A 22,677-nucleotide genomic window follows, 5' to 3' on the forward strand; every position below is an offset into this window, starting at 1 on the left:
AGGGTGTTCTCCTGTTGCCTGCGCTCGACCTTGACGAGTTGCTGGCGCTACGGGTATCATATGAAACGCGCAAGCGTCAGGCAGGGGGTCACGATGTGCCTTGGCCGGCCCGAATCTCTACTGGCCTTCTGTAGCCCGATATGATGCCCTTGTACGGCAAGCGCGACAGCCAATCCTTTTGCCTTGTATCTTTGTAATGCCAGCCAAGCACCGGCTGACCAGTGGTCAATGTGCTCTGCTTCCCCTCGCAGACGTTGCTGAAACAGCTCGCCGTACTTGCCAAAGTCATGCAGTAGCCCGGCCAGGTAAGCTTCTTCTTTTCCCTCGAATGACTCCGCAAACTCGGCCGCGCGTTCGGCCACTGACTGTAGGTGGTCAACAAGTTCGTCAGTTCTGCTGCCGTCGTTACTTGGGCTATGCGCCAGAAATCGCCAAGTTGTGCCGTGCATTTTGTAGTCCTTCCAAGCTGGCCTCGATTGCTTCGGCGTATAGTAATGCGTCAGGGGCGACTGTCAAGCCGGCAGTCGGCACGGTCGCCTCAGACTTCGCAGGGATGATTGCGGCGAGTACCGGGCCGGACTTCGGTCCAAGGGCCAAGGGGCGAAGCTATAACAACTTGCGCTACCGCCTGCGTGTCCGGAGCGGTAACAGAGCCGGTATCGCCCAGGGTTACCGTTTGCGTAACCGGAGGGGTGACAGAAGCGGTTGCCTTCGGTGTTACAGAAACGGCGAGACAGGGCGCTACCGGAGCCGTAGCCGCACAAGTTAGAGGTCAGGGGCAAAGTGGTCGAACCGAGCCTTGAAGATGCCCTGGGGTAGCCGCTCCCCCAGTGACGTCCGCACAGCCCGGTGCACAGCCTAGGGAGCGGACGAGAAGGCCGCTAGCTAACTTATTGCGAACCAGCGCCTTGCAAACCCGGTATAGGCCGAATAGTACCCGAGCCGCCGGGGCCTCAGGAGAACCCTCCGCTGCAAGCGGAAATGGTAGTCTCCATCTGAATCGGTGGCAGGGCGGCGAGATTCTTCGTTGCGCCGTGACCAACCGTGCGCCGGTTTTTTGCTAACCCGTTGTTCCCAGTTTTCAGAAGTAGGGCAAGGCCCTACGGCCTTCCTTGCCTGGCCCCAGACAGGCCGCCCTGACCACGGTGAGTCACCTGCCCAGGGGCCGTTCAGGAGGTGGTATCTGTCCGGGCCGTTTGCCAGGCTACCAACCCGGGGCGTTTTCGCGGGTCATTGCCGACAACGGGCGGCCTGATGTCCGGAAGGGCAACTAGGGCGGTTCGGAGAGCAGGTTTTCTGGCGTTGTGCTGTGTGGTTGACCGTACATTTGTCAGGTTTGTTGGCGGTCTCTATATCCGAGTCTTTGCCGAACCACTCCGCGTTGGATCAGGCCCTAGCTACTATGAGGCGATATGCAGCAGGACCAAGACTTCGAGGATGTGATGGCTTAGGCAGAAGACCGCTGGAGAATCCAGTGTGGTCCTGAATATCCCTGGTCGGGCTGGCTGACTTACAGACCTTGTCAGCGGGTCAGCTTGACCACTCTGGCCCGGTCATAACCGGACATTTCGACAAAGTACACGCCCGGCGCAAGTTTCATCCCAAAACGGCCGGTGTTGCTTGTCTCGACCAGCCGGCCGGCTGCATCGCGGATTAGAACGAGTCCTTCCGGTCTGACCGTTGTTCCTCCGGTAAACGGGTTCGGACACACGCGCAGCCGCGGCTTGGGCGTTTCGCTTCCGGGTGCGACAATACCGCCAGCCAAGCACCAGAATGCACCGATGTCAGCCCGCGTGCTGTCCGGGTCTTTGGGCAGCGACGGGTCACCAGCGTCAATGCAGGGTGAACCGGGCAGGATGTGGAAATCGCGGCCGGCTGAATCCACGAACAGCGGATCGGCTGATATTGCGCCGGGGCCGGCCGAGGCGGTGCCGCCGTAGTCGGTTGTATTGTTCCAGACGTCGTTGTAAGGACAAACCACAGCCGTGCCCATCGCATAGACGCCATAACCGTGGTTCGAAGTCATGATGTTGTTGCGGATGTCCGGCTCAGCCCGGTTCGAGAATACGCCGCCGCCGTTGAGGTCAACCCTGTTGCCGTAAATGGTGTTGTGATGTATCACCGGCCGAGTCACAAGTCCTTGGTAGTTGGTCACGAGGATTCCACCACCAGCAGTAGCAAGCTGGTAAATTGGTTCATCCCGGCCAACCAGCCGGCCGGCAACGAACGCCGGCTTGCTTGAGCGGAGCGGTACCTGTGCCAGGCTGCCATTGTTGTAGATGACGTTTCGCCGCACCAGGGGCGACGAACCGTCGAAAATGTAGATGCCGCCACCCCAGGCAGGAGTCGTATTCCGGCGAATGATGTTGTACTCGATTATTGGTGCGGCCTCGTTCGTCACCATGATGCCGGCACCGTCTGCCTCGGTCTGGTTGTCTTCGATGATGTTGTACCGGATTGTCGGCGAGCCGCCACGGCAGAATATTCCGCTGCCGTTGGTGTCGTACCCGTTCCGCAGGGTCAGGCCGATGATGTTGGTGGTTGTATTCTCGGTCGAGCAGCATTTTACCACCGTGCCGACACGGTTGGCGTCAATGGCCGTGGCCCTGATTGCCGAAGTGTCGCCGGTCAGGATGAACTGGCTGCCAAGTGTTATGCGCTTACCCAGTAGGTTCACTGTCTCGGTGTAGGTACCGGGCGCCAAGAGTACCGTGTCGCCGTCCGCGGCCTGCATGATGCCGGCCTGGACCGTGCTCACGCTGTCCGGCACGTAGATGATGCGCGCCGCGGCAAGGCTCGCCGCGGCCACAAGGAGAATCACGGTCTTCTGCATTGCTTCCTCCTTTTCTGTTTCTCCTCCAACTTCATCCCGCCGACCGGTGAGTTGTTGTCAGGCACGTCCTAGTCGGCTCTCAATGAGTTCCAACATAGTCGCAGAACCCGACAAGTGCATTCGCAACTTTGGGGCTCGATTTGCGCACTGCCGGTTCGGCCAGCCGCATTGCAGCAACCACCTGGCTTGAGGTAAGCTTGTTCGCCGCGGCAACGTTGTGTTCTTCGAGTGCAATCGCAAACGCGGCCGCAGCGCCGCCGTAGTCCTGTTTGTCCGCAACTAGTCTAACCGCATCAACCATATGGTCGGCACTTTTTACCCCAGCCGAAACGAGCGCGGACTTGATCGCAGCATAGGCGGCTTCTTCACCAACCGCCTTGAGCGTGTTCTGGACGTACTTGTTTGAGCAGCCAGTCGTAACCAGCGCGCCAATCGCGCTAGCGATCCCGAGCACAAGGAGTGTCTTTCTCATACTCTTTCCTCCGTCAAGGTTATGTTCTACTCCGGTTTGGCCCGGCTGTCAAACCCGGTCAGCCTGTCCTTGACCGGACGCGGTCAACTGGTAACGTAGAATCAATGTCGGATTTCTGGCGCACACAAGTCCGGCCACGGCTGCGCGGCGGAGTTGTGTTCATCATCGGCTACATTCTGTCGCCGTTGTCGTGGTGGAACGACGCTTTTGTGAACCTGCCGCTCGCTTACGGGTTTGCCAGCCTGTTGAGTCTTGTTTCGCGGCGGCTGTTTCTGCCGGCGATGGTTATCGGATACTGGGCCACAAACGTTATCGGTCTTGTGCTCTTGTCGCGCGGTGCCGAGGGTCTGGTAAAGGCCGGCAGGGCCGAAGCCCGACGCCGTGAACTGGTGAAAACGATTCTGTTCTCCGTACTCTACACCGTTGCGGTTGTGGTCCTCATCCGGCTCCGGGTTCTCAAACCGGCATTTCATTGGCGCTGAACCCGGGTCCCTGCGGCCGGACACGCTTGCGAGCTTCTCGAACCAAGCTGGCTTGACCACGCTCACCCCCAACATATACTCAGCCCATGACGGGAGTGCGGCTTGAGCCGGCGCAGACCCTTCTGGCCAATCTGAGCACTGCCGAGCTTCGTCAGCTCGCGGCCCGCACCCGGGTCCAGATTTCCCGGGCGGGTTCCCGGTCAGCGCTCGTTCGTCGCCTGACCGAACAACTCGACGTCGACCGGATTGCCGACGTATTGCGCCGGCTGTTTCCCAAGACCGGCCGTACGCCGGCCGACAGCCTGCGTCTGGACCGCGTTGCCCGGCTCTGCGGTGAGGCTACGGTCCAGGTATATTCCCGTTCCCGGCCGGCAATGGGTATGGTGCTGCTCGAGCTGCGACCGTCGTGTCTCACCCTGCGGACAAACAGCGTACCGCTGTTCTTGGAGAACCGCTGGCCGGTCATTGTGCGCGATGTCGGCGAGGTTCCCCGCACACGGCTGTACGCCGGGTTCATCCGGCCGCGGCGTCTTCATCCCGCGGCCCAGGCCGCACCACCTGCGACCCGGCCCTATATCATTGATGAGGGGACCTACGGTCTGCGCGCCGGAAGGCTCCGTTTCGAGCTCAAGTACTCCGGCCCGATTTCCTTCCGGGTTGCGCTGCTGCGTCGGCACCAGCCGACCAACCGACCTTCTTACCTGCTGACGCCGATTGCGTAGCCGCACGGACAGGTGACTGGTGACGGACCCCGGATGATCCTGCTGACCCGGCATATCCGACGGTGATCGTATCCCTGCTCGTGCTGGCGCTGGCCCCAATCGCCGCGCTGTTTCTTTTCTTCTACGCGCGCGACCGACACCGGGAGCCCTTGTTTCCGCTCGCCGCCACGTTCCTTTTGGGCGCGGGCTCGCTTCTTCCCTCGGCCGCGACTTCGCTTGCCCTGGAGCGCCTGACCGGGCTGTCTTCGAAGTCGAACAACCTGCTCCAGCTTTTCCTTGCCGCCCTGTTTGTCGTCGGCCTAGTCGAGGAGGGTGCGAAGTTCGCAGTCGTGCGACTCTATGCCTGGAACCGCCGGGAATTCGACGAGCCGTACGACGGCATCATGTACTCGGTTGCGGCCGCACTCGGTTTTGCCTCGGTCGAGAATGTGCTCTACGTATTCAATGCCGGCCAGGGTGCGGCCGTGCTGCGCGCGCTGTTGGCCGTACCAAGCCATGCTTTCTGCGGTGTGCTTGCCGGCTATTTCTTGGGCGAGGCAAAGTTCGCAGCCGGTCGGTGGCAGACAATCGGCCTCCAGGTGTTGGGGCTTGCGCTCGCAGTTCTTGCCCACGCGGTCTATGACTTCATGGTGTTTGCGCTCCACTTGCGGCCGTTATTGCTGCTTATGCTGCCGGTGTTTGCCGCGCTTTCCTGGGTAATATTCTTTCGCGCGACCCGCGGTCAGGCTGCAAAATCCGCGCACACCAGGCCGGTGCTCGCGGCGCTTACACGTCTCGGTGTCCCGCCCCGGTCCAGCCCGCCAGAATCCAAGGCACAGCCTTCAGAAGACAAGGATTCAGCCCAGGACGGCGGTTAGCCGACCGCTATCCCCGCCGCAACCCGAAAGCCGATATAGAACCACGGAGACACAGAGGAGGAAGAGAGAAAAAACGGAACGATGTCGCGCACCCGATAGGTGGTGCTTCAAATCTCCCTTCTCCTTGACTCCGTGTTCCCTGTGTCTCTGTGGTTTGTTCTACTTCGGTTCTGGGACCGCGACCAGTCCGCGGCAAAGTCTGCTATCGCCTGGTCGGACAGATGGTGATTGCCCAAAGCCAAGAATACTTCTAAAGGCATGGTCAGGTGGTCGGCACCGGCCAGGGTCGCCACGACCGCTTCTTCGGTTGACTTTATGCTGGCCGCAAGAATCTGCGTGTCGGCCTGGCAGCTTTCGATAACTGCCGCCATTTCGGCCACCAGTTCAGCTCCGTTGCCAAGCAGCCGTGAAGCCCGGTTGAAGTATGGAATCACGTACCGCGCACCCGCGGCGCAGGCCGCAAGTGTCTGCGCACCGGAATAGACCGCAGTCAGCGCACACGGTATCCCCGGCCCGAGTCGGGCAATAAGACCAATGTTCTCGGTCGTGGCCGGAATCTTGAGCACGACTTTGTCCGGGCAGATGGCGTGAAAGGTACGCGCTTCTGCTTCCCGTTCGGCGACTGTCTCGCCTGTTACCTGGTAACAGACCGGCCCGCGGACAATTTCGCATATCTGCGCAATCACGTCTTCGGGCCTTGCCTTGACTCTGGCCATGATGCTCGGGTTGGTCGTAACTCCGGCCAGAAACCCAAGCCCGGCTGCGGTCTTTACTTCTTCAATGTCAGCGCTGTCTAACCACAGTCCCATTTTTCACGCTCCCTTCTCAGCCAGGAAACTTTCAACCGCCTGCAGCGTCGGCATTGACGGCTCGGCACCGAGCACGGTGCAGGCCAGGGCACCGCAGGCATTTGCAAACCGCACCGCCTGGTCAATGCTTCGGCCTTGGGCAAGCATTACCGCGAGCCCGGCGCGAAACGCATCGCCAGCTCCGGTCGTATCAACAACGTCAACCCGAAAACCGGCAAACGTGCTTATTCCCTGCTGGTCAGCCAGTAGTGCGCCCTTTTCACCCAGCGAGACCACCAGTGCCTTGCGGCCCGGTAACAGTGTCCTGACCCACTGCGTCGGTTTGCCGTCACCAGCAATCATCGTCGCCTCGATTTCGTTCGGAACAAGGTAATCGGCCTGAAAGTAGTCATCTCCGGTCTGTGCGGCATGCGCCGGTGCCGGGTCAAGCAGAATCGGAACACCGCTACTGCGGGCAATTTCTGCGGCCCGCCGCGACGCCGCCGGGTTGACTTCGTACTGGAGCATGAGCATATCGGCCGGTTCGATTTCGCTGGCGGCCGCATCAACGTCCTCAGGTGCCAGGTGCACATTCGCACGCGGTGCAGCAATAATCGAGTTTTGGCCGGACGGAAATACTACCGGCGCGGCAACGCCGGTACCAACCGCTCGATCCTGTTTTACGTACTTCGTTGCCATTCCTTCTTCGCGCAGCTTCGCAAGAAACATGTCGCCGAATACGTCCTGGCCGACCCGACCAACGATTGTCACCTCGGCACCGAGTCTTCGGCAGGCCACTGCCTGATTGAAGCCTTTGCCGCCAAGGAACATGCCGAAACTATCAGCCGGCATCGTCTCGCCTTCTTGGGGCCGGCGTGCGACCCGGAACACAAGGTCCATTACCATACTGCCGACAACGGCAATTTTCGGCCTTGCGCCCTTCACTCCCTGTGCCCCTTTCCCCTCAATCCGTTCCCTTCCACAGCTCTTTGAGTCGGCGCCTGATTTCGTTTCCCAGGGGGACAACGATGTCCGGCTCTTCGACCGTTTCCTCCAGGCCGTAGCGCACTGTCCGATGCTCGAACAGCCTTGTCACCTCGGCCGGCAGGAACCTGGTAAGCTGCGCGTACAGGTGACGGTCACCGAGCCGAAACCGGGCATGATAGTAGCGCAGCGGAAAGAATACATACAGCCACTCCCGGGCCCGGGTAATTGCGACGTAGAACAACCTGCGTTCCTCTTCGATTGAGTCTTCGTCCTCGGTTGCCATGTCCGATGGAATCATTCCGTCGGCAGCGTGGATGATATACACCACCTTCCATTCGCAGCCCTTGGCTGAATGCATCGTGGAAAGCACTAGGAAATCCTCGTCCTTGTACGGCGGCCCGGCCAGGTCCGCGGTCGAGTCCGGCGGGTCAAGCGCCAGGTCGGTGATAAAGCTCCGGCGGCTGCGGTACCGCTGGGCGATCTGCTCCAGTTGCTCAAGGTCCCGGGCCCGCGGTACTGGATTGTCATATAGCCGCTCCAGAAGCGGTTCGTAGTATCGGCGCAGTATCTCAACCTGAACCGCAACCGGCATCTTGCCGCCGGCCGCGACCGCTCGCAGCGCGGCGAGCATCTCGGCGAACCTTTCCTGCGCTGCGACCGGAACCGGGAAGCCATCAAGGCTTGAAATGTTGTATTGGTTCTGCTCAAGGTGGGCAAAAACTCCGCGCGCCGTCTTTGGTCCGACGCCGTCGAGCATCTCCAAGGCCCGAAACCAGCTCATTTCGTCCCGCGGGTTCTCAACAATCCGCAACAGTGCAAGCAAGTCCTTGACGTGCGCCGATTCGACAAAGCGCAGCCCGCCGTACTTGTGGAACGGAATGTTGCGCCGAGCGAGCTCGACTTCAAGCATGTCGGAATGGTGCCCGGCCCGGAAAAGGACCGCCTGCTCGCGCAGGGAAATGCCTTCCTCAAGGTGCTTCAGCACGTCGTCGGCCACCATCTGGGTCTGCTCGGCCTCGTCCTGGCAGGTGACAAGTATCGGCCGATGCGAACTGGCTTGCTCCGACCACAGATTCTTAGTATAGCGAAACCGCGCCGACTCCATCACCGCATTGGCTACGTCGAGAATCGGCTGAACCGAACGGTAGTTCTCCTCCAGGGTCACAATCGTTGTGTTCGGAAATCGCTCCGGGAACGTAAGGATATTCCTGACCGTTGCGCCCCGGAATGCGTAGATTGACTGGGCATCGTCGCCGACCACGGTGATGTTCCTGTTGTCGCGACGCAGACATTCAAGAATCTCGGCCTGGATGATGTTTGTGTCCTGATACTCGTCCACGAGTACATGGTCAAACAGTCCGGCCACCTGCCGCCGTGCCGGCTCGCAGTCAAGCAGCGCTTTCCAGTAAAGCAGCAGGTCGTCGTAGTCAAGTATTTCCCGTTCCTGCTTTCGGACAGTGTATCGGGTAAAGACCTCGGCCAGGCCTTTCTCGGCCTCGACGCACCAGGGGTATTCTTTCTCCAATACCCGGGACAGCGGTTCCTGTGCGTTCACCATCCGCGAGTATATGTCCCGGATTGTCGCCTTGCGCGGAAAGCGCTTCTCCTTCGAGGTGTAACCGAGCTCGGTCCGTATCACACCAAGAAGGTCTGCGGCGTCACCTTCGTCTACGACCGTGAACGACGGTGAAAGTCCGACTGCACGGCCGAAGCTGCGCAGCAGCCGGTTCGCGACCGCATGAAACGTGCCGCCCCACACTTTCCGGGTTGACTGGCGGCACAGCGCATGCGCCCGGGAAAGCATTTCCTGTGCGGCCCGGCGCGTGAAGGTGAGCAGCAGGATTCGCTCTGCCGGCACGCCCTGGCGGATTAGCCATGCCACCCGGTAAGCCAGGGTCCGGGTCTTGCCCGTGCCCGCACCGGCAATGATAAGCAGCGGGCCATCACCATGGGTCACGGCCTTGAGCTGCTGACGATTCAGCGCCTTTGTCCACCCCTCCGGCACCTCGACCTCCTGTGCTCGCACCGGCGCTGTCATCCGTCGTTGCTGGCCGCTACGCGGTTGGTGCGAACGGACATTGATGTCTTGCCACCCGTGCTCATCTGGAGTCAGTCCGGCCGAATTACCAGAGCCCGGCGCCGCTCGGGCTCAGCCATGTCCTCACGCCAGTAGAAGTAGTCCATATCCTCACCTACGTCCTCGTTCGCCAGCACACACGGATTGCCATAGACATCAATTGCGTGGACGACAAGCGGCCCCAGAAACCCGCCACGCAGGTCACCGATGTCGCGCAGCGCCTCCTGGCACGCCTCCTGAACCGACATTCCGGTCTTCATGTACAGGACAACCGAACGCGCGGTTCCGGCCCTTATCGCCATCTCGCCAACGTGTGTGCATCCGCACGCGCCGAACCGCGAGTCCGCATAGATTCCGGCGCCAATGATTGGAGAATCGCCGAGCCGGCCCGGATACCGGTTTGCCCAGCCCGAAGTACTCGCGCCCGCGGCAATACTGCCCCGCACGTCACGGGCCAGCAACACAACCGTGCCCTTGTTACGCAGGGTCCGGCCTGCAGTCCATGCGTACTCGGCCAGGGAGGCCTGGTCAATCGCTGCTCTGACTTCGACCGGAACATACTTCTCCATCCACGCCTCGTACGCGCTTCTTGCCTTTGCGGTCAACAGCTCGGCCGGCTCGGCCCTGACCTCGCGGGCAAATCGCGCCGCACCGTCGCCAACAAGCATTACGTGGGGCAGTTTCTCCATCACCCTGCGCGCCACCGTTATCGCGTGCAGAAACCCGGACAGTGCGCCGACCGCGCCCGCGCCAAGCGTATCACCGTCCATTATCGCCGCATCGCTCTGCATCCGGCCAAGAATGTCTGGTGTCCCGCCCCGGCCAACTGAACGCACGCTTTCGTCTTCCTCAGCCGCCCTTATGCCGGCCTCAACCGCGTCGAGCGCCGGACCGCCCTTTTCAAGCACGGCCCGGGCCAGGCCAACTCCAGGGCGGCCCTCATAGTTGGTCAGCAGCATCATCACAGCTAGCCCCTTCCTGACAAACCGGCGCTATCGGCCGCTACTCGTCCAATCGCTCCATTCTCACCCAGGGCTCAATCCAGCCCCGGGAACCGATCCCGCCCGGCTCGATGTAGCTCTGGCCCTCCTCATCGGTAACACGGAGAACCAGCCGCGTTGCGCCTGCCAGATGTCTAAGTTTCACCGTGACCTCCGGCCCGCGCACCGACTCTACCTCACAGGAAACCGGGGACAATGCGTTCACCACATACTCTTCAACGTTGATCCCGGCAGCCCGAAGCCATGACGGCGAAATCATTGACCGGAGTGTCGCCTGATCATCCCTCATCATCGCGCTGACAAACCGTCGTACCGTCTTCTCCGACTTACTCGGCCCGGCTCCGCATCCGGTCGCAATCGCCAGCGCGAGCACGATTCCGGTTATCACGGCAGCGCGACTTGTCCGCTTCGCGACCTTCATGGTCTTCTGACCCACTACTCTCTGTATCATCTCAGTCGCCCTGTTCCGGCCCCTCCTCGGTCTTCTGCCAGGGATGAATCAACTCATCGTCATAAGAACCGGGCACGATATAGTAATCGTCGTCTTCGTTCACGACCCGAAACCACAGGAAGCGCGTTGCGCCAGACCCGAAAACGAGCCGGACCTTGATGTCTTTACCATCCGGCCCGATGATTTCGTACTCCTCGGGCGTATAAGCATTGACGTTGTAATCCTCGATATCGAGCTTGTGCTTAGCAAGCCAGGCCGGCGATATGAGGTCCTTCATGTCCTCCTCATCGTCGTCCATCATTGCCTCCATGAAATCCTCGACCGTATCCTCGGCCTCCTCAACCGGCACCAGCACCGCCCGGTTGAAACAACAAGGCAGGGCCAGCAACACCGCCCCAAGGAGCGCCGCCAGGCACGGGCTGACAGGCTTTTGTCTCTTCATACATCCTCCATATCGTATGCGGTCATCATCTCCGGGCCGGCGGGCCAATTCCTATCTTGCATCGTTGCTAGTCTAGCAGCAGGAGACTGACGTATCTCGGTATCTGGTTACGGTCGGTGGCGACTTCGAGCTTGATTCCGGCGTTCCGGCATGTCGCATAAACATCAATCCCGGCTGCCTCCATTGCGGGCCGGGCGTATTCAGGAAATCGGCACCGCCTTGTCGTGTCGCAGACCCGACAGAACCGGCACGGCCCGGCACCAAGAGCAAACGCCTTGTAGTAACCGTCCAGGAACGCAATACGCTCCAGTCCGGCCAGAAATCGCTGCATCTTACGTCGCGCCGCGCGGTCTTCGTTTCCTTTGTAGGCAAAGATAACGGCCCACCGATATTCGGCCAGCATCTTGCGCGTCGTCTCCGGCGTAGGCGAATACGGCGGACAGCACAGCCGCTTGTTGTACCCGGAACAACCAAATTGGCACTTGAGCCTGACCCATTCTCCGGTCCTGACCAGCCGGGCCGGAATAACCTTGGCCACGTCCGCGCCGCCGGCCAGGGCCAGCTTCACATACTTTTGAAACTTCGCCGGTGATGCCACTTGTCTCAGTATAGAACACCCGGCTGTGCTGTCAAAAACAGGTTACTGCTCCGGTTGTGACAGACAGCATATCCCCGGTTCTTGCCTGTCCTGGCCGGCGCATTTCTGCATCCTGGGCTGCGGCCGGCGGTGTCGGGCTAGCGGGCAGGGAATATCTGTTCAAACGCCGACGACTCGGCCCAACCGCCCTCGCCACCCGGCGCTTGCACCAGAACATACTTGCCACGCCGGGACCTGACCAACACCTCAAGCCCGTCGTGGACTATGACCATCTCCTTGTACTCCTCGCCCGGGCCGGAGCGAAGTGTAAGTTCGGGCACAACGACCACCGCCTTGGCCGGGCTTACCTCAGCCGCCCAGCTCAACCACGATGCACCAGTGTAGAGCCAGAACGCGGCCAGCACAGCAGCAATCACGACCAGCGGCCTGCGCTGAACCGGCCCGCCGAAAAAAACAAGCCCAAGGCAGAGTAGCGTCAGGAAGAAAAGAACGCCGTTGGCAAGCTTGACTGTCGCCAGGTCAACCAGGCGCAGCAGGGCGGTCAAGAACCGTAACACCGGATTAGGAATCACAAGTGTCTTGTCTGGACGGTAGGCGCGACCGAACTCAAGATTCTGGCGGATATCAACATCGGTTGGAGCGAGAATGTAGGCACGATTGTAGTCGGCGATTGCCCGGCCGATTGCCCCCAGTTTGAAATGTGCATTGCCCCGGTTGTAGTACAGATTGGCATTGCGCACAAACATTGCCGCGCTGTCGTAGTAAACAAGTGCCCGGCCGAAATCGCCGGCCTCGTATGCCTGATTCGCCGCCTGGAACAAGTCGGCGGTGGTGGCGGCATAGGCTGGCACAAGGCAGGGAGTAACAAACCAGAACCCCACCATCAAAACGCCGGTGTGCCACAACTGGATTGCCCGGTGCTTGAGTTCGGCCGCCATTTGTCTTACAACGCCTCCAGCGTTCTTACCGCCCGCTCCAGCATTTCCCGGCCCGAACATGATACCATTCCGGGAGAGAACCTCGCCGCATCACAGTTCTTTACGATATCCAGCAGTTCGGTAACTCCCGTCGGGCTCACTCCTTGACGGGTAAGTTCTACCGTGAGTTCCTCGTTTGTCATCCCCTGGGATTCGATATTGAATCGGTCGCCAACGTAGCCAACAACCGCCTGAGAGAGAGCCGCATAGAAGCCGCGTTCGTCGCCCTGTTCGAGCAGCCCTCGTGCTTGGGCCAGACGTTTCTTCACCAGTTTACCAGAGCGGGTCCGTCGTGCGTAGCCGCGGTCCTGCTCAAGCCTACGCTGATGCCGGCCAAGCACGACGCCAAGTGTAAGCACCACAATGCCCATCGGGTAGAAAAGCCATATCCACCACTCCGGCGCCGTGCTCCAGCCTCCGGACCCGGGTCTCAGGCACGGCTTGATGTGCCTGATATCCGAACCCAGGACTCTCATTCCGCTTCCTGTTTCCACCACGCCCGCGGTTGGCACCGCGCCCCGGGCGACAAACTCGAGTGCCGGCGTGCTGCGGGTGTAGTAGGTACCGGCCTTGGGATCGAAGAAACCCAGCTCAAGCGATGGTATCGAATGCTTCCCATCCACCTGCGGCATCAGGGGAAAGACGAACTCCCTTGAGCCGGACAGGCCTCCCCCCTCGTCTGAAGTTTTGTCCTTTGTTTCCGGATTCAGCACCCGCACGCCAGTTATCGCGGGCAGCTTGGGCGGACCAATCAGTCTCAGATTGCCCGTGCCTGAAATCCTCACGCTCAGGTTCAGCGGCTCGCCACCAACCGAGCTGTCCGCAGACAGCTTTGCCGTCACCTCAAACCGGCCCACACCGCCGGTGAAGCTCGCCGGCTTGCCCTGCTCGGGTAATGGCTTGACCGTGACGGTTATCGCACCAGATGAAATCTCGAACGGCTCCGCGGACTGGAAGAAAAACCCGCCGGACGAAATTGCTTGGCCGGCGATCTTCATCGGGCTGATGCGCAGCTCGCCTGACTGGGTCGGAAACAGTGCGACCTTCTTGAGCAGAGCAGCGTCATACTGCCGGCCGCCGTACTCGCGCGTACGGTACTGAAGCTGTTTCGCATCATACAGATTCTCAACCCAGAATCCGTTGAAGCTCGGCACCTCGGTCAGTCTGAGGTCGGAGATTTGCCGACGCGTATAGAGTGAAAAGCTAACTGTTACCTGCTCGCCCTGATAGACAACGGTGCGGTCCGCAGCTGCCACAATGTGGATGTCGTCCTGAATCCGGCCGGTGGTACGCGGCTGACGTTGCGGCGGTGCAAACGGGTCCCAGTCAAACGGGTCGAATGGTCGCTGCGGTTGCTGCCCTTGACGTGCAGGCGGCGCCTGACTTTCCTTGGTCACGGTGATGCTTATCGGCTGAGTCTGGTAGGTTTCTCCCTTATATTCCAGCTTGCACGGGCCAATAGAAAGACTGCCGACTTTCTTAGGCGACAGGAAGTAGATAAAACTGACTGTCTGCTCCTGGGTCATCCTGCCGTTGACAAAAGAGATGTTTGTTGACTGAGACGATGTGCTGCCAAGGTTGTTGAAGTCGGAAAGCTCCGGCAGTTGCGGCCTTGGTATGCTGCCGATGTTTGTCCCCCGCACCGTAACGGTGAGCTGGAGCTCTTCGCCCAGACCGACCGTAGTACGGTCCACGTCAGCGGAAAAGTTCAGCTCCGCGCCTGCGGCCGACAGGAACAGGGCCAACAAAACCATCCATGCATACCGGACCGGAAAGTACCTCATCACCAATCTTTCTCCACCTGTCGCCGCTGGCGTGCGAGTTGCTTCTGCTGCTCCTGCTGCTGATCCTTCTCCTTATTCTCCACCGCCTGAACAACCCGCTCCGCCTGGTCTTGGCTCATCTGTGGCTGGGGCTGAGGCTGCTGCTGATGCTGCTGACTCTGCTGCCGGTCCTGTTTTGACGAATCTGGTTGCTGCCGCTGCTCTTGCTTCTTCTTCAGGCAAAACTCCAGGTTCTCCTTTGCCTGCCGATCCGCCGGATTCATTACCAGGGCCGCAATGTACGACCTTATTGCCGCATCCAGCTGGCCGGCCCGGAACATTGTGTTGCCGATGTTGTACATTGCATTTGCCCGACGCTGGGGCTTCTTATCGGTAAGGGCCAGTTCAAGCTCGGATACTGCGTCCTGATATTTGCCAAGCCGGTACAGTGCGTTACCGAGGTTATAGTGAATTGCGGTTGCGTCCGGCTCCAACACCTCGGCCTGCTGGTATGCCTCTACCGCTTCTTCGTACTTCTGCCGCGCATAGAGCCCGTTTCCCTTTCGCATCAGCGCACCGACGTCGGCTGATGCCACGGTCATACCCAGGGCGACAATGATAAAGATTCGCATCGTTGCTGTCTTGGTCATTTTCGCTCTCCGACGCCAGGTGCCGGATGTCCGGTCTTTATCTTGACCCTCAGGTCCGGCCACCACCTTCCTCGGCGATCGGACAGACCAAGCCCAGCAATGAGCAACACCAGGGCGATGATAAGAAATGTCTGGTATCGTTCAACATATTCGGCATAACTGCCGCCGCCGATTTCCTTCTTCCGCATCGCATCCAGTTCAGCCAGCAGCCTTTCACCGGAGAATCCCTCGACTCGAAGGAAACGGCCCTCGGTTGCCCGGGCCATCAGAATAAGCTGGCGCTCATTCATCCGCGACAGCACGGTTGAGCCGTCCTTGTCCTTCTTATAGGAACGCAGGTTGCCGCGTTCGTCATATTCCGGAATTGGCGCTCCTTCAGGAGTGGCAAATGCCACTGGAAATATTCTCACCCCGGCCTCGGCTGCGCGCTGGATGGCCTGGGCGGTGTTCTTACCCAGGTCTTCGCCGTCGGTCACCAATATCAGCGCCTTGTAGTTCTTTTCCTGCGGATTGAAAAGGGATGAAGACACATCAATTGCCCGGCCGAAGTCCGTCCCTGGAACCGGCATCGCATCCGGCTCAATTATGTCCAGAAACATCTTGGCTGCATCCAGGTCCGTAGTCAGTGGACACATCACATAGCAGTCACCGGCAAAGGCGGTGATTGCCACTGCATTTCCCGAAAGTCCGTCTATCAGCGACGACAGCTCGGCCTTGGCTCTTGCCAAACGATTGGGTTTGACGTCCTCGGCTAACATTGACTTGGAAGCGTCAAGGGCAATAATCACGTCAATCCCCCGGCCCTTGTACAACTGGAGCTTCTCGCCCCATTTGGGCCGGGCCGCGGCCAGCAGCAGGAACGCAAATGAACCAACGAGCAGGAGTTGCGCCAGTAAGGCAAACCCACTGGATGCACTGGCCGCTAATACTGGAACAAGCTGTACGTCAATTGAGCGCGCCAGTTGCCGACGCTTGAGCGCGACCGAGACAATGGCACCCGCTGCCGCAACCGGAACAAGCAGGAGCAGCCAGAGGTAAGTCGGCTCAGACCACTTTACCAATTCTGCCTCCGGTTGATGTCAGAGCTAGTCGGAAAGGTTTTCTGGCTGGCCAGATTCTACCTGTTCGCCTCAAGGAAGCCTCCGTAATACCACGCCGGTAACCATCGCTCCGAGCACAAAGCAGATGACCGAAAACAGCAGCGGCAACCCAGCCTTCTCGTCGTGCACTGTGTACTGCTTCACCTTGAATGTGGTGGGTTCCATCCGGTTAATCTCATCGTAGATGAGTCCGAGTCCGGCCGCATCGGTTGCCAGAAAGAACCTGCCACCGGTGATGTCTGCTATCTTCTGGAGTGTCTCGGTATCCAGGTCAATCTTTACCCGCTGGTAGCGCGTCACGACGCGGCCGAACACCTGGTACTGCACCGGGAAAGGCACTTCACCCTTGGACCCTACTCCGATGGTATATACCTTGATGCCAAAGCTGGCCGCAGTCTGGGCTGCGGTAATCGGGTCAATGTCGCCGGTGTTATTCACGCCGTCGGTGAGCAGTATGATAACACGCTCCTTGGCCTTGGAGTCCTTGAGTCGCGCGACCGCCGAACCAAGGCCCATACCGATTGCGGTTCCGTCCTCGAGCATCCCGAAGTCTACCCGGTCAATCAAATCTCCCAGTATTTTTCGGTCAAGCGTGAGCGGACATTGGGTCAGGCTTGTGGCTGAGAACACCACAAGTCCGATTCTATCCCCGGTCCGTTTGGCGATGAATTCCTTGGCCCTTTCTTTGGCCACCGCCAGCCGGTTCTTGGGCGAGAAGTCTTCGGCCTGCATCGAGCCAGATATGTCCAGACACAGCATTATATCTATGCCCCTTGTTTCTACGTCCTGAAATTGCCGGCCTTTCTGCGGTCGGGCCAGTGCAGTAATGATGCCAACCAGTGCCAGCGAGTAGAGTGCTACCGGTATCAGCCTAAGCCAGCGGCCCCGATTTGGTGCACTGCTCAGGAATGAAATGTCGCTGTAAATAAGTGCCCCTGGCCGCTTGGCCAGCATCCACCAGGCCAGCACCGGTACCAGTAGTAGCAGCAGGAAAAACCAGGGATGGGCAAAGGTCATGATGAACTTCCCGTAGGGTTTTGCTGAGTTGTCGGAGCGGGCTGACCGGTCTCCGGCTGCGGCATGGTCCGCTGAACAAGGTCCCGCGCCGTTGGAATCAGTGCTTCCATCTCCACCATCTCCGGCACCAGCTTGGCATATTTCACCATATCCGCTCGCCGAAAGAAGCTGGCGAACTCTTCACGCAGGGATACCTTTCCCTTTTTCAGCTCCAGTACAATCTCGCTTGTCGTCTGGTCTATGGCCGGGAATCCGAAGCGGCGCGTCAGGTAGCGCTTGAGAATCTCCGACACGGCATAGTAATACCGCTTGACATGCCCGGCCGACAACCAGTCTCTGACCGGAATCTTTTCCAGTGCGCTTATTGCTTCTTCCCACGGCTCGGGTAAGGGCTTGGCCCATAACTTCCGCCTGACAAGGATCCGGCGCAGTCGCCAGCCAGCATATCCCAGCCCTGCCGCTGCCAGGACCCCGAGGAAAATCCACAATGGCAGTAGATTGGGAAACTGTATCTGCGGCTTTAGGTCGTTTATATCCTCCATCTTGCCATGTAGGACGCTCTTTACTTCTATGCCCAGGCTCTCGCTGCGCACAGCCCGCACCTCGCCCGAATCAGCAAAACTGATAAGGAATCGCGGCAGAGTAAGCTTGCCCGGTGCAAAAGCGGCCATCTCCAGCTCGTGAATGTCAATGACGGTATCACCCTGATAGCGCGTGACCGGCTTATCATCAAGCACGAGAAACGCTGCCAGAGTATCCGGAAACAGTCCGGAGACTTTGAGGTTCCGGTGCCGACGCACCACGACCTCGACCTTGAACCTGTCACCAACCGTGAGCGGCCGGGCACTAGGACGCGGCTTGACCCGGGCCGTAACCGTTACCGGCCCCTGCTCCACGATGTGAAGCATCGCATGTTCAGCGCTGTCACGGGCAAGCGTATCGGAGACCAGCGAATCAGTAACCGCGGCGAAGGCGGCCTGCAGAACGATGATGACGGTGATTATGGCTATCCGGCTATCCGGACCTCCGGCCCTCCGGCTTTCCGGCCCTTTGGCTACTCCCTTTCCGGCCAACTGCCTCATCCTCGATACCGCCTGGCGCGCTCCTGAAAGAACTTGTGCAGCCTCGGGGTGAAGTCCTCACTCGTCCTCACCGGTATGTGGTCCACGCCCAGTTGCCGAAACATCCGGACTATCTCCTCGCGGCGTGCCTGCTGGTGCCGCTCAAACGCCCGGCGCAGGTCCGGGTCACGGGTATCAATCAGGGCCAGGGCACCTGTCTCAGCGTCCTCGACCGAGACCAGTCCAAGTCTGGGTAGGCTCTCCTCAGCCGGGTCGGTGACTGATACGGTCACAACATCGTGTCTGCGGCTGGCAATTCCAAGCGGCGTCTTGAACACTGCTGGCCGGAACTTCTCACCAATGAAGTCGGAGATAAGAAACACTATCGCTCGGCGCTTGATAACATTCATCAGAAACTCAAGCGCCTTGACCGGGTCGGTTCCCCTGCCCTTGGGTTCGAAATACAGTATGTCCCGAATCAGCCGCAGAACGTGCGACCGGCCCTTCCTCGCCGGCACGTACCGTTCAACCTCGTTGGTAAAAAAGATAAGCCCAACTTTGTCGTTGTTCCGGATGGCCGAAAACGCAAGTGTTGCCGCAATCTGGGCTGACTGCTCCAGCTTGAGTACATTTCTCGTGCCGAATCGGCTTGATCCAGAAGCGTCAACCACAAGCATCACGGTAAGTTCGCGCTCCTCGGCATACTTCTTGACAAACGGATGGTAATTGGCCCCACGGGACAGCCCGTAACGTGCCGTAACATTCCAGTCAATCGTGCGGACATCGTCCCCGGGCAGGTATTCACGCAGATCGAGAAACTCGATACCCCGGCCCTTGAACGACGACTTGTAGTCTCCGGAAAACAAGGTATTCACCAGCCGCTTTGTCCGAATCTCAACTTCCCGAACCTTGGACAGCGGCCCGGTGTCAGATTTCCTCTTGCCGACTACCGCCATAAGCTGCTTCTCACCATTTCCCCTTCGAGAACAAGGGTGGCACAGGCTTGGCTCTGCTGTTCTGGTTGCTCCATACTGCGGGCCTAGTCGCTGACGTCACCCGTCAGGACTATGGCACCTCTACCCGCTCCAGCACCCGACGCACTATATCGTCGGTGGACAACTCCTGAGCCTCGGCCTCATAGGACAGAATCACACGATGCCGCAGCACATCCATCGCCAGCTCTTTGATATCCTCAGGTATCACAAACCCGCGGCGTCGCAGAAAAGCCATTGCCCGGGCCGCAGTCACAAGATAAATCGAAGCGCGCGGCGAAGCGCCGTAACGAATCAGCGGCTCCAAATCGGCTAAACCATGATCCTTGGGAAACCTGGTGGCGAAGACAATGTTCAGAATATAGTCCTTAAGCTTGTCGTCCACATAGATTCGGCTTGTCAACTCCCGTGCCCGGACTATCGCTGCGGGCTGGACAACCGGCTGGGCCTCAGGTTCCTTACCTGCGGTCATCCTCTCGACTATCCGCTTCTCCTCCTCTTTGGACGGGTACCCGACGCGCAACTTTAGGAGGAATCTGTCGGTCTGGGCCTCGGGCAAAGGATAGGTGCCCTCCTGCTCGATCGGGTTCTGTGTCGCCAGAACAAGAAACGGGTCGTCAAGCCTGAAAGTTTCTTCGCCGATCGTAACCTGACGCTCCTGCATCGCCTCAAGCAGCGCGGACTGCACCTTTGGCGGCGCGCGGTTGATCTCGTCTGCAAGCACAAGATTCGCAAACACCGGCCCCTTGCGCGGATTGAACTCGCCGGTACGCTGGTCATATACCTGTGTGCCTATGATATCTGCGGGCAACAGGTCCGGAGTGAACTGAATGCGGGCGAACTTGGTGGCGATCGAACGCGCAAGTGTCTTCACTGCGTAAGTCTTGGCCAATCCCGGCACGCCCTCAATCAAAATGTGGCCATTGGCCAAGAGCCCAACCAAAAGCCGGTCAATCAGGTATTTCTGGCCAACGATTACCTTACCGACCTCATTGGTGATTGCCTGGACAAAAATACTTTCGCGCTCAATCTCTTCGTGCACTCGCTTGATATCGTCTCTTAGCATGTCTTCCATCTGCATCAGCTCCTTGTGAAAATGGCTTATATTATTGACTCAGAAACAAGGCCGCCAGTTGCCAGATTCTCGCTGTTCAATACTGCCCGTTACTAATAGATACTATTCGCTGGTGCATATTTTCAACACCGCCGCGTTGTCCGCCTCCTCCCTATCCGGCCTTCTTGTTTTCTGGCTACTCCCTATCCGGCCACTCCCTATGTCAGTAACCGTTATCCGGCGAAGCCTCCGACGTATCCGGTCCGGCTGGGCGGCGGAACAGGTGCGGAAGCTGACTCCAGTGCTTCAGCGCATAGAATGCGATAACGCCAACAGCAATCAGGGCAATAACGAATAGTAGACAAGAGCTCACCGGTCCTCGCTTGCGAATTCGTGGTTCAGCCCGGCGTTCCAGTTCGAGCACTCGGCGCATCCGCTCGGCGTCACGCCGGAATGCTTCTTTTGACCGTTCACCCACTGCCCCCTCCAGTACCAAGCGGCTGAAAACGCTTCAGTGCCTGGTCCAGCCGCTCGATTTCCTTGCGAACCCGGTCAAGCTTCTCCCGGATACGCTCGTGCTCACTCTCGTCGTCGGCAATCTGCTGTTTGAGTAACGCAGCGCGCAGTGGGTTGTCTTCAACTTCCCATCGGCGCCTGCTCTCGGCTAGCCGGGCCTCAATGCGGTTTGCCGCACGTTCAACCCGAGCGAGGAACTCACAGGCCCGCTGTCGGCGTTCGTCCAGCCGGCGCCGGACTGGATGCTGCCGTATTCCTTCTTCCTTGACTTGACGCAGGAGTGTGGCGAATATCTGTTCGACTTCTTCGGCGTGCTGTTTGGAAAGAAGGAATCGGGTCCGCTGCCGGTGGGCATCTCTCAGTTTGCCCAGTGCCGCCCGCGGCCCACGCGTCTTCAGACATTCCAGCACACCGTCGGCCAGCACTTGAAAATGACTCCGGGCCGCAATTGATGCCTGCTCCTTGCGGCGGTAAATTTCGTCCCAGGCCGCGTGATAGTGCTTCCATGCCCGTTGCCGATCACGCCGGGTCAGAGTCCGTTCGCGAAAGTCACGGGCCAGCAACCGTAGCCCTTTCTCACACCGGGCCAGCGCCGTCATTGCAACGTGGCCCGGCTCACCTAGCGCCCTGGCCCACTCATCCATCAGTGCGTCAACCTGGGCAATAATCGCCACGCGGTTGGCACCGGACTCGACTGCAACTAGGGCGCGAAGTGCATCGTGAACTGAAACCGGCAGCAGCGCTGTGTCTTGTTCGGTTCTGCCGTTTGTCTCGTCGTTCATCAAGCAAACCTAGGCTGCCGGACGGTCAGCCCCTTTGGGCCGCCGCTCCATCCGGGTCGTCTCGGACACGCCGGCGAAACCACTGCTGTTCGACAACGGTTCGACTCTACCAAGCATAATGGGCCGTGCAGGACTCGCTCGCGACGTGGCGGAGCGTCGAGTCCTCTCCGATTGATTCGACATCAGTGGGCCGTGCAGGACTCGCTCGCGACGTGGCGGAGCGTCGAGTCCTCTCCGATTGCTTCGACATCAATGGGCCGTGCAGGACTCGCTCGCGACGTGGCGGAGCATCGAGTCCTCTCCGATTGCTTCGACATCAATGGGCCGTGCAGGACTCGAACCTGCGGCCACCGGATTAAAAATCAGGTGCTCTTCCTACTGAGCTAACGGCCCGCACCGCAAGTATACCGGAAAACTGACACCGGATACAAGTCCGACGCGAGAGCAGGAGCAGCCTGCAGCCCCTGTAACTCTGTTCTGGTTCTAGCCTGGTCTTCTGCGGCAGCCTCGGATTTCCGGTGTTAGCTCCCAGGAACAGGTATTCCGTTGTCTTCCAGTTGGCAGCACCACTTCCACCAGCCGCAATGTTGAACTCTGGTGATGCCGGGAGCCGGAGTTGAACCGGCACGGCCCATTCGGGCCAAGGGATTTTAAGTCCCTTGCGTCTGCCAGTTCCGCCATCCCGGCGGTGAATAATCCCATAGTAGGTGCAGCGGCGCTCGCTGAGAGAGGCGGCGTCGGGATTTGCACCCGAGTATTGCGATTTTGCAGACCGCTGCCTTACTGCTTGGCTACGCCGCCAGACTGCTCACAGCCGTGTCGCTCTACCCTCAAAACTCCGGCTGTTGGCCGTTGTAACCCACTGGCCGTATATCGCTAGAGCGGGAGACGGGATTCGGACCCGCGACCCCTACCTTGGCAAGGTAGTGCTCTACCAACTGAGCTACTCCCGCAACGAAACCTAAACCGCGCTGCCGGAACGATCTCGAGCCGCGCCCAGCGCCTTCCTTACCGGCCCCAACGGGAGTCGAACCCGTGTCTTCACCTTGAAAGAG

Annotated in this window: 23 protein-coding genes and 4 tRNA genes; 3 read left to right on the forward strand and 24 right to left on the reverse strand. The window is 59.3% G+C overall.

The annotated features are described in order from the left end of the window. Positions 1-56 precede the first annotated feature (56 nt). The 3 genes from ABIL25_05590 to ABIL25_05600 form a co-directional block, all read right to left on the reverse strand. Complete coding sequence (locus ABIL25_05590) at positions 57-449, reverse strand: CRISPR-associated endonuclease Cas3'' (GenBank protein MEO0081751.1); 393 nt, start codon at positions 447-449, stop codon at positions 57-59. A 1,073-nt stretch (positions 450-1,522) separates the two neighbouring features. After that, positions 1,523-2,833 (reverse strand): right-handed parallel beta-helix repeat-containing protein, encoded by a 1,311-nt coding sequence (locus tag ABIL25_05595; GenBank protein ID MEO0081752.1) that lies wholly within the window; start codon positions 2,831-2,833, stop codon positions 1,523-1,525. Between the two features lie 79 nt (positions 2,834-2,912). Then, the gene (locus tag ABIL25_05600) at positions 2,913-3,305 is read right to left on the reverse strand and encodes a hypothetical protein (protein ID MEO0081753.1); all 393 of its coding nucleotides are present in this window, start codon (positions 3,303-3,305) and stop codon (positions 2,913-2,915) included. Between the two features lie 104 nt (positions 3,306-3,409). Here ABIL25_05600 and ABIL25_05605 point away from each other — a divergent pair, with 104 nt between their 5' ends. The 3 genes from ABIL25_05605 (at position 3,410) to ABIL25_05615 (ending at position 5,366) form a co-directional block, all read left to right on the forward strand. Continuing rightward, positions 3,410-3,787 carry a hypothetical protein gene (locus tag ABIL25_05605; protein MEO0081754.1) on the forward strand — a complete coding sequence of 126 codons (378 nt, stop codon included), beginning with the start codon at positions 3,410-3,412 and terminating at the stop codon, positions 3,785-3,787. 86 nt (positions 3,788-3,873) lie between these two features. Then, a complete protein-coding gene (locus ABIL25_05610; GenBank protein MEO0081755.1) occupies positions 3,874-4,509 on the forward strand; it encodes a hypothetical protein in 636 nt (211 codons plus the stop codon). 62 nt (positions 4,510-4,571) lie between these two features. Next, the gene (locus tag ABIL25_05615) at positions 4,572-5,366 is read left to right on the forward strand and encodes a PrsW family glutamic-type intramembrane protease (protein ID MEO0081756.1); all 795 of its coding nucleotides are present in this window, start codon (positions 4,572-4,574) and stop codon (positions 5,364-5,366) included. Positions 5,367-5,473: 107 nt separating this feature from the next. On the opposite strand, the gene ABIL25_05620 is transcribed toward ABIL25_05615, so the two are convergent. The 21 genes from ABIL25_05620 to ABIL25_05720 all read right to left on the reverse strand — a co-directional run bounded on the left by ABIL25_05620 (position 5,474) and on the right by ABIL25_05720 (position 22,575). Further along, positions 5,474-6,175 carry a transaldolase family protein gene (locus ABIL25_05620; protein MEO0081757.1) on the reverse strand — a complete coding sequence of 234 codons (702 nt, stop codon included), beginning with the start codon at positions 6,173-6,175 and terminating at the stop codon, positions 5,474-5,476. A 3-nt stretch (positions 6,176-6,178) separates the two neighbouring features. Beyond that, positions 6,179-7,099 (reverse strand): ribokinase, encoded by a 921-nt coding sequence (locus tag ABIL25_05625; protein MEO0081758.1) that lies wholly within the window; start codon positions 7,097-7,099, stop codon positions 6,179-6,181. A gap of 19 nt (positions 7,100-7,118) precedes the next feature. Continuing rightward, positions 7,119-9,146 (reverse strand): ATP-dependent helicase, encoded by a 2,028-nt coding sequence (locus tag ABIL25_05630; GenBank protein MEO0081759.1) that lies wholly within the window; start codon positions 9,144-9,146, stop codon positions 7,119-7,121. Positions 9,147-9,250: 104 nt separating this feature from the next. Beyond that, positions 9,251-10,180: an isoaspartyl peptidase/L-asparaginase gene (locus tag ABIL25_05635; protein MEO0081760.1), complete on the reverse strand. Its 930-nt coding sequence runs from the start codon at positions 10,178-10,180 to the stop codon at positions 9,251-9,253. A 40-nt stretch (positions 10,181-10,220) separates the two neighbouring features. Then, positions 10,221-10,640 carry a hypothetical protein gene (locus ABIL25_05640; protein ID MEO0081761.1) on the reverse strand — a complete coding sequence of 140 codons (420 nt, stop codon included), beginning with the start codon at positions 10,638-10,640 and terminating at the stop codon, positions 10,221-10,223. Between the two features lie 31 nt (positions 10,641-10,671). Further along, positions 10,672-11,112 carry a hypothetical protein gene (locus ABIL25_05645; GenBank protein ID MEO0081762.1) on the reverse strand — a complete coding sequence of 147 codons (441 nt, stop codon included), beginning with the start codon at positions 11,110-11,112 and terminating at the stop codon, positions 10,672-10,674. Between the two features lie 67 nt (positions 11,113-11,179). Next, complete coding sequence (locus tag ABIL25_05650) at positions 11,180-11,710, reverse strand: DUF2284 domain-containing protein (protein ID MEO0081763.1); 531 nt, start codon at positions 11,708-11,710, stop codon at positions 11,180-11,182. 137 nt (positions 11,711-11,847) lie between these two features. Next, a complete protein-coding gene (locus ABIL25_05655; protein MEO0081764.1) occupies positions 11,848-12,648 on the reverse strand; it encodes a tetratricopeptide repeat protein in 801 nt (266 codons plus the stop codon). A gap of 5 nt (positions 12,649-12,653) precedes the next feature. Beyond that, positions 12,654-14,471 (reverse strand): BatD family protein, encoded by a 1,818-nt coding sequence (locus tag ABIL25_05660; GenBank protein MEO0081765.1) that lies wholly within the window; start codon positions 14,469-14,471, stop codon positions 12,654-12,656. Beyond that, positions 14,471-15,100: a tetratricopeptide repeat protein gene (locus ABIL25_05665; protein MEO0081766.1), complete on the reverse strand. Its 630-nt coding sequence runs from the start codon at positions 15,098-15,100 to the stop codon at positions 14,471-14,473. Before ABIL25_05665 ends, ABIL25_05660 begins: the two co-directional genes overlap by 1 nt. After that, positions 15,097-16,161 (reverse strand): VWA domain-containing protein, encoded by a 1,065-nt coding sequence (locus tag ABIL25_05670; GenBank protein MEO0081767.1) that lies wholly within the window; start codon positions 16,159-16,161, stop codon positions 15,097-15,099. The genes ABIL25_05665 and ABIL25_05670 overlap by 4 nt, the downstream gene beginning before the upstream one ends. 69 nt (positions 16,162-16,230) lie before the next feature. After that, the gene (locus ABIL25_05675; GenBank protein ID MEO0081768.1) at positions 16,231-17,217 is read right to left on the reverse strand and encodes a VWA domain-containing protein; all 987 of its coding nucleotides are present in this window, start codon (positions 17,215-17,217) and stop codon (positions 16,231-16,233) included. After that, positions 17,214-18,290, reverse strand: coding sequence for a hypothetical protein (locus ABIL25_05680; GenBank protein ID MEO0081769.1), 1,077 nt, complete (start codon positions 18,288-18,290; stop codon positions 17,214-17,216). Before ABIL25_05680 ends, ABIL25_05675 begins: the two co-directional genes overlap by 4 nt. A 5-nt stretch (positions 18,291-18,295) precedes the next feature. Continuing rightward, entirely contained in the window at positions 18,296-19,234 is a 939-nt protein-coding gene (locus ABIL25_05685) for a DUF58 domain-containing protein (protein ID MEO0081770.1), read from the reverse strand. A gap of 109 nt (positions 19,235-19,343) precedes the next feature. After that, positions 19,344-20,345 carry a MoxR family ATPase gene (locus tag ABIL25_05690; GenBank protein ID MEO0081771.1) on the reverse strand — a complete coding sequence of 334 codons (1,002 nt, stop codon included), beginning with the start codon at positions 20,343-20,345 and terminating at the stop codon, positions 19,344-19,346. A gap of 202 nt (positions 20,346-20,547) precedes the next feature. Next, on the reverse strand, positions 20,548-20,802 hold the full coding sequence (locus ABIL25_05695) for a hypothetical protein (GenBank protein ID MEO0081772.1): 255 nt from the start codon (positions 20,800-20,802) through the stop codon (positions 20,548-20,550). Then, the gene (locus tag ABIL25_05700) at positions 20,795-21,622 is read right to left on the reverse strand and encodes a hypothetical protein (protein ID MEO0081773.1); all 828 of its coding nucleotides are present in this window, start codon (positions 21,620-21,622) and stop codon (positions 20,795-20,797) included. Before ABIL25_05700 ends, ABIL25_05695 begins: the two co-directional genes overlap by 8 nt. 320 nt (positions 21,623-21,942) lie before the next feature. After that, positions 21,943-22,015: transfer RNA gene (locus ABIL25_05705), tRNA-Lys, on the reverse strand. Between the two features lie 208 nt (positions 22,016-22,223). Beyond that, positions 22,224-22,309 (reverse strand) — tRNA-Leu (locus ABIL25_05710). Between the two features lie 42 nt (positions 22,310-22,351). Beyond that, positions 22,352-22,423: transfer RNA gene (locus ABIL25_05715), tRNA-Cys, on the reverse strand. A gap of 79 nt (positions 22,424-22,502) precedes the next feature. Continuing rightward, positions 22,503-22,575: transfer RNA gene (locus ABIL25_05720), tRNA-Gly, on the reverse strand. Positions 22,576-22,677: the final 102 nt, after the last annotated feature.

The sequence above is a fragment of the candidate division WOR-3 bacterium genome, from assembly GCA_039801365.1.
Lineage (GTDB): Bacteria > Hydrothermota > Tepidihabitantia > Tepidihabitantales > Tepidihabitantaceae > JBDRUN01.

What these genes read in the sequence shown, in the direction of transcription:
- ABIL25_05590 (MEO0081751.1), bottom strand. Translation starts at nt 449, where the DNA reads ATGCACGGCACAACTTGGCGATTTCTGGCGCATAGCCCAAGTAACGAC.
- ABIL25_05595 (MEO0081752.1), bottom strand. Translation starts at nt 2,833, where the DNA reads ATGCAGAAGACCGTGATTCTCCTTGTGGCCGCGGCGAGCCTTGCCGCG.
- ABIL25_05600 (MEO0081753.1), bottom strand. Translation starts at nt 3,305, where the DNA reads ATGAGAAAGACACTCCTTGTGCTCGGGATCGCTAGCGCGATTGGCGCG.
- ABIL25_05605 (MEO0081754.1), top strand. Translation starts at nt 3,410, where the DNA reads ATGTCGGATTTCTGGCGCACACAAGTCCGGCCACGGCTGCGCGGCGGA.
- ABIL25_05610 (MEO0081755.1), top strand. Translation starts at nt 3,874, where the DNA reads ATGACGGGAGTGCGGCTTGAGCCGGCGCAGACCCTTCTGGCCAATCTG.
- ABIL25_05620 (MEO0081757.1), bottom strand. Translation starts at nt 6,175, where the DNA reads ATGGGACTGTGGTTAGACAGCGCTGACATTGAAGAAGTAAAGACCGCA.
- ABIL25_05635 (MEO0081760.1), bottom strand. Translation starts at nt 10,180, where the DNA reads ATGATGCTGCTGACCAACTATGAGGGCCGCCCTGGAGTTGGCCTGGCC.
- ABIL25_05640 (MEO0081761.1), bottom strand. Translation starts at nt 10,640, where the DNA reads ATGAAGGTCGCGAAGCGGACAAGTCGCGCTGCCGTGATAACCGGAATC.
- ABIL25_05645 (MEO0081762.1), bottom strand. Translation starts at nt 11,112, where the DNA reads ATGAAGAGACAAAAGCCTGTCAGCCCGTGCCTGGCGGCGCTCCTTGGG.
- ABIL25_05655 (MEO0081764.1), bottom strand. Translation starts at nt 12,648, where the DNA reads ATGGCGGCCGAACTCAAGCACCGGGCAATCCAGTTGTGGCACACCGGC.
- ABIL25_05660 (MEO0081765.1), bottom strand. Translation starts at nt 14,471, where the DNA reads ATGAGGTACTTTCCGGTCCGGTATGCATGGATGGTTTTGTTGGCCCTG.
- ABIL25_05665 (MEO0081766.1), bottom strand. Translation starts at nt 15,100, where the DNA reads ATGACCAAGACAGCAACGATGCGAATCTTTATCATTGTCGCCCTGGGT.
- ABIL25_05675 (MEO0081768.1), bottom strand. Translation starts at nt 17,217, where the DNA reads ATGACCTTTGCCCATCCCTGGTTTTTCCTGCTGCTACTACTGGTACCG.
- ABIL25_05685 (MEO0081770.1), bottom strand. Translation starts at nt 19,234, where the DNA reads ATGGCGGTAGTCGGCAAGAGGAAATCTGACACCGGGCCGCTGTCCAAG.
- ABIL25_05690 (MEO0081771.1), bottom strand. Translation starts at nt 20,345, where the DNA reads ATGGAAGACATGCTAAGAGACGATATCAAGCGAGTGCACGAAGAGATT.
- ABIL25_05700 (MEO0081773.1), bottom strand. Translation starts at nt 21,622, where the DNA reads ATGAACGACGAGACAAACGGCAGAACCGAACAAGACACAGCGCTGCTG.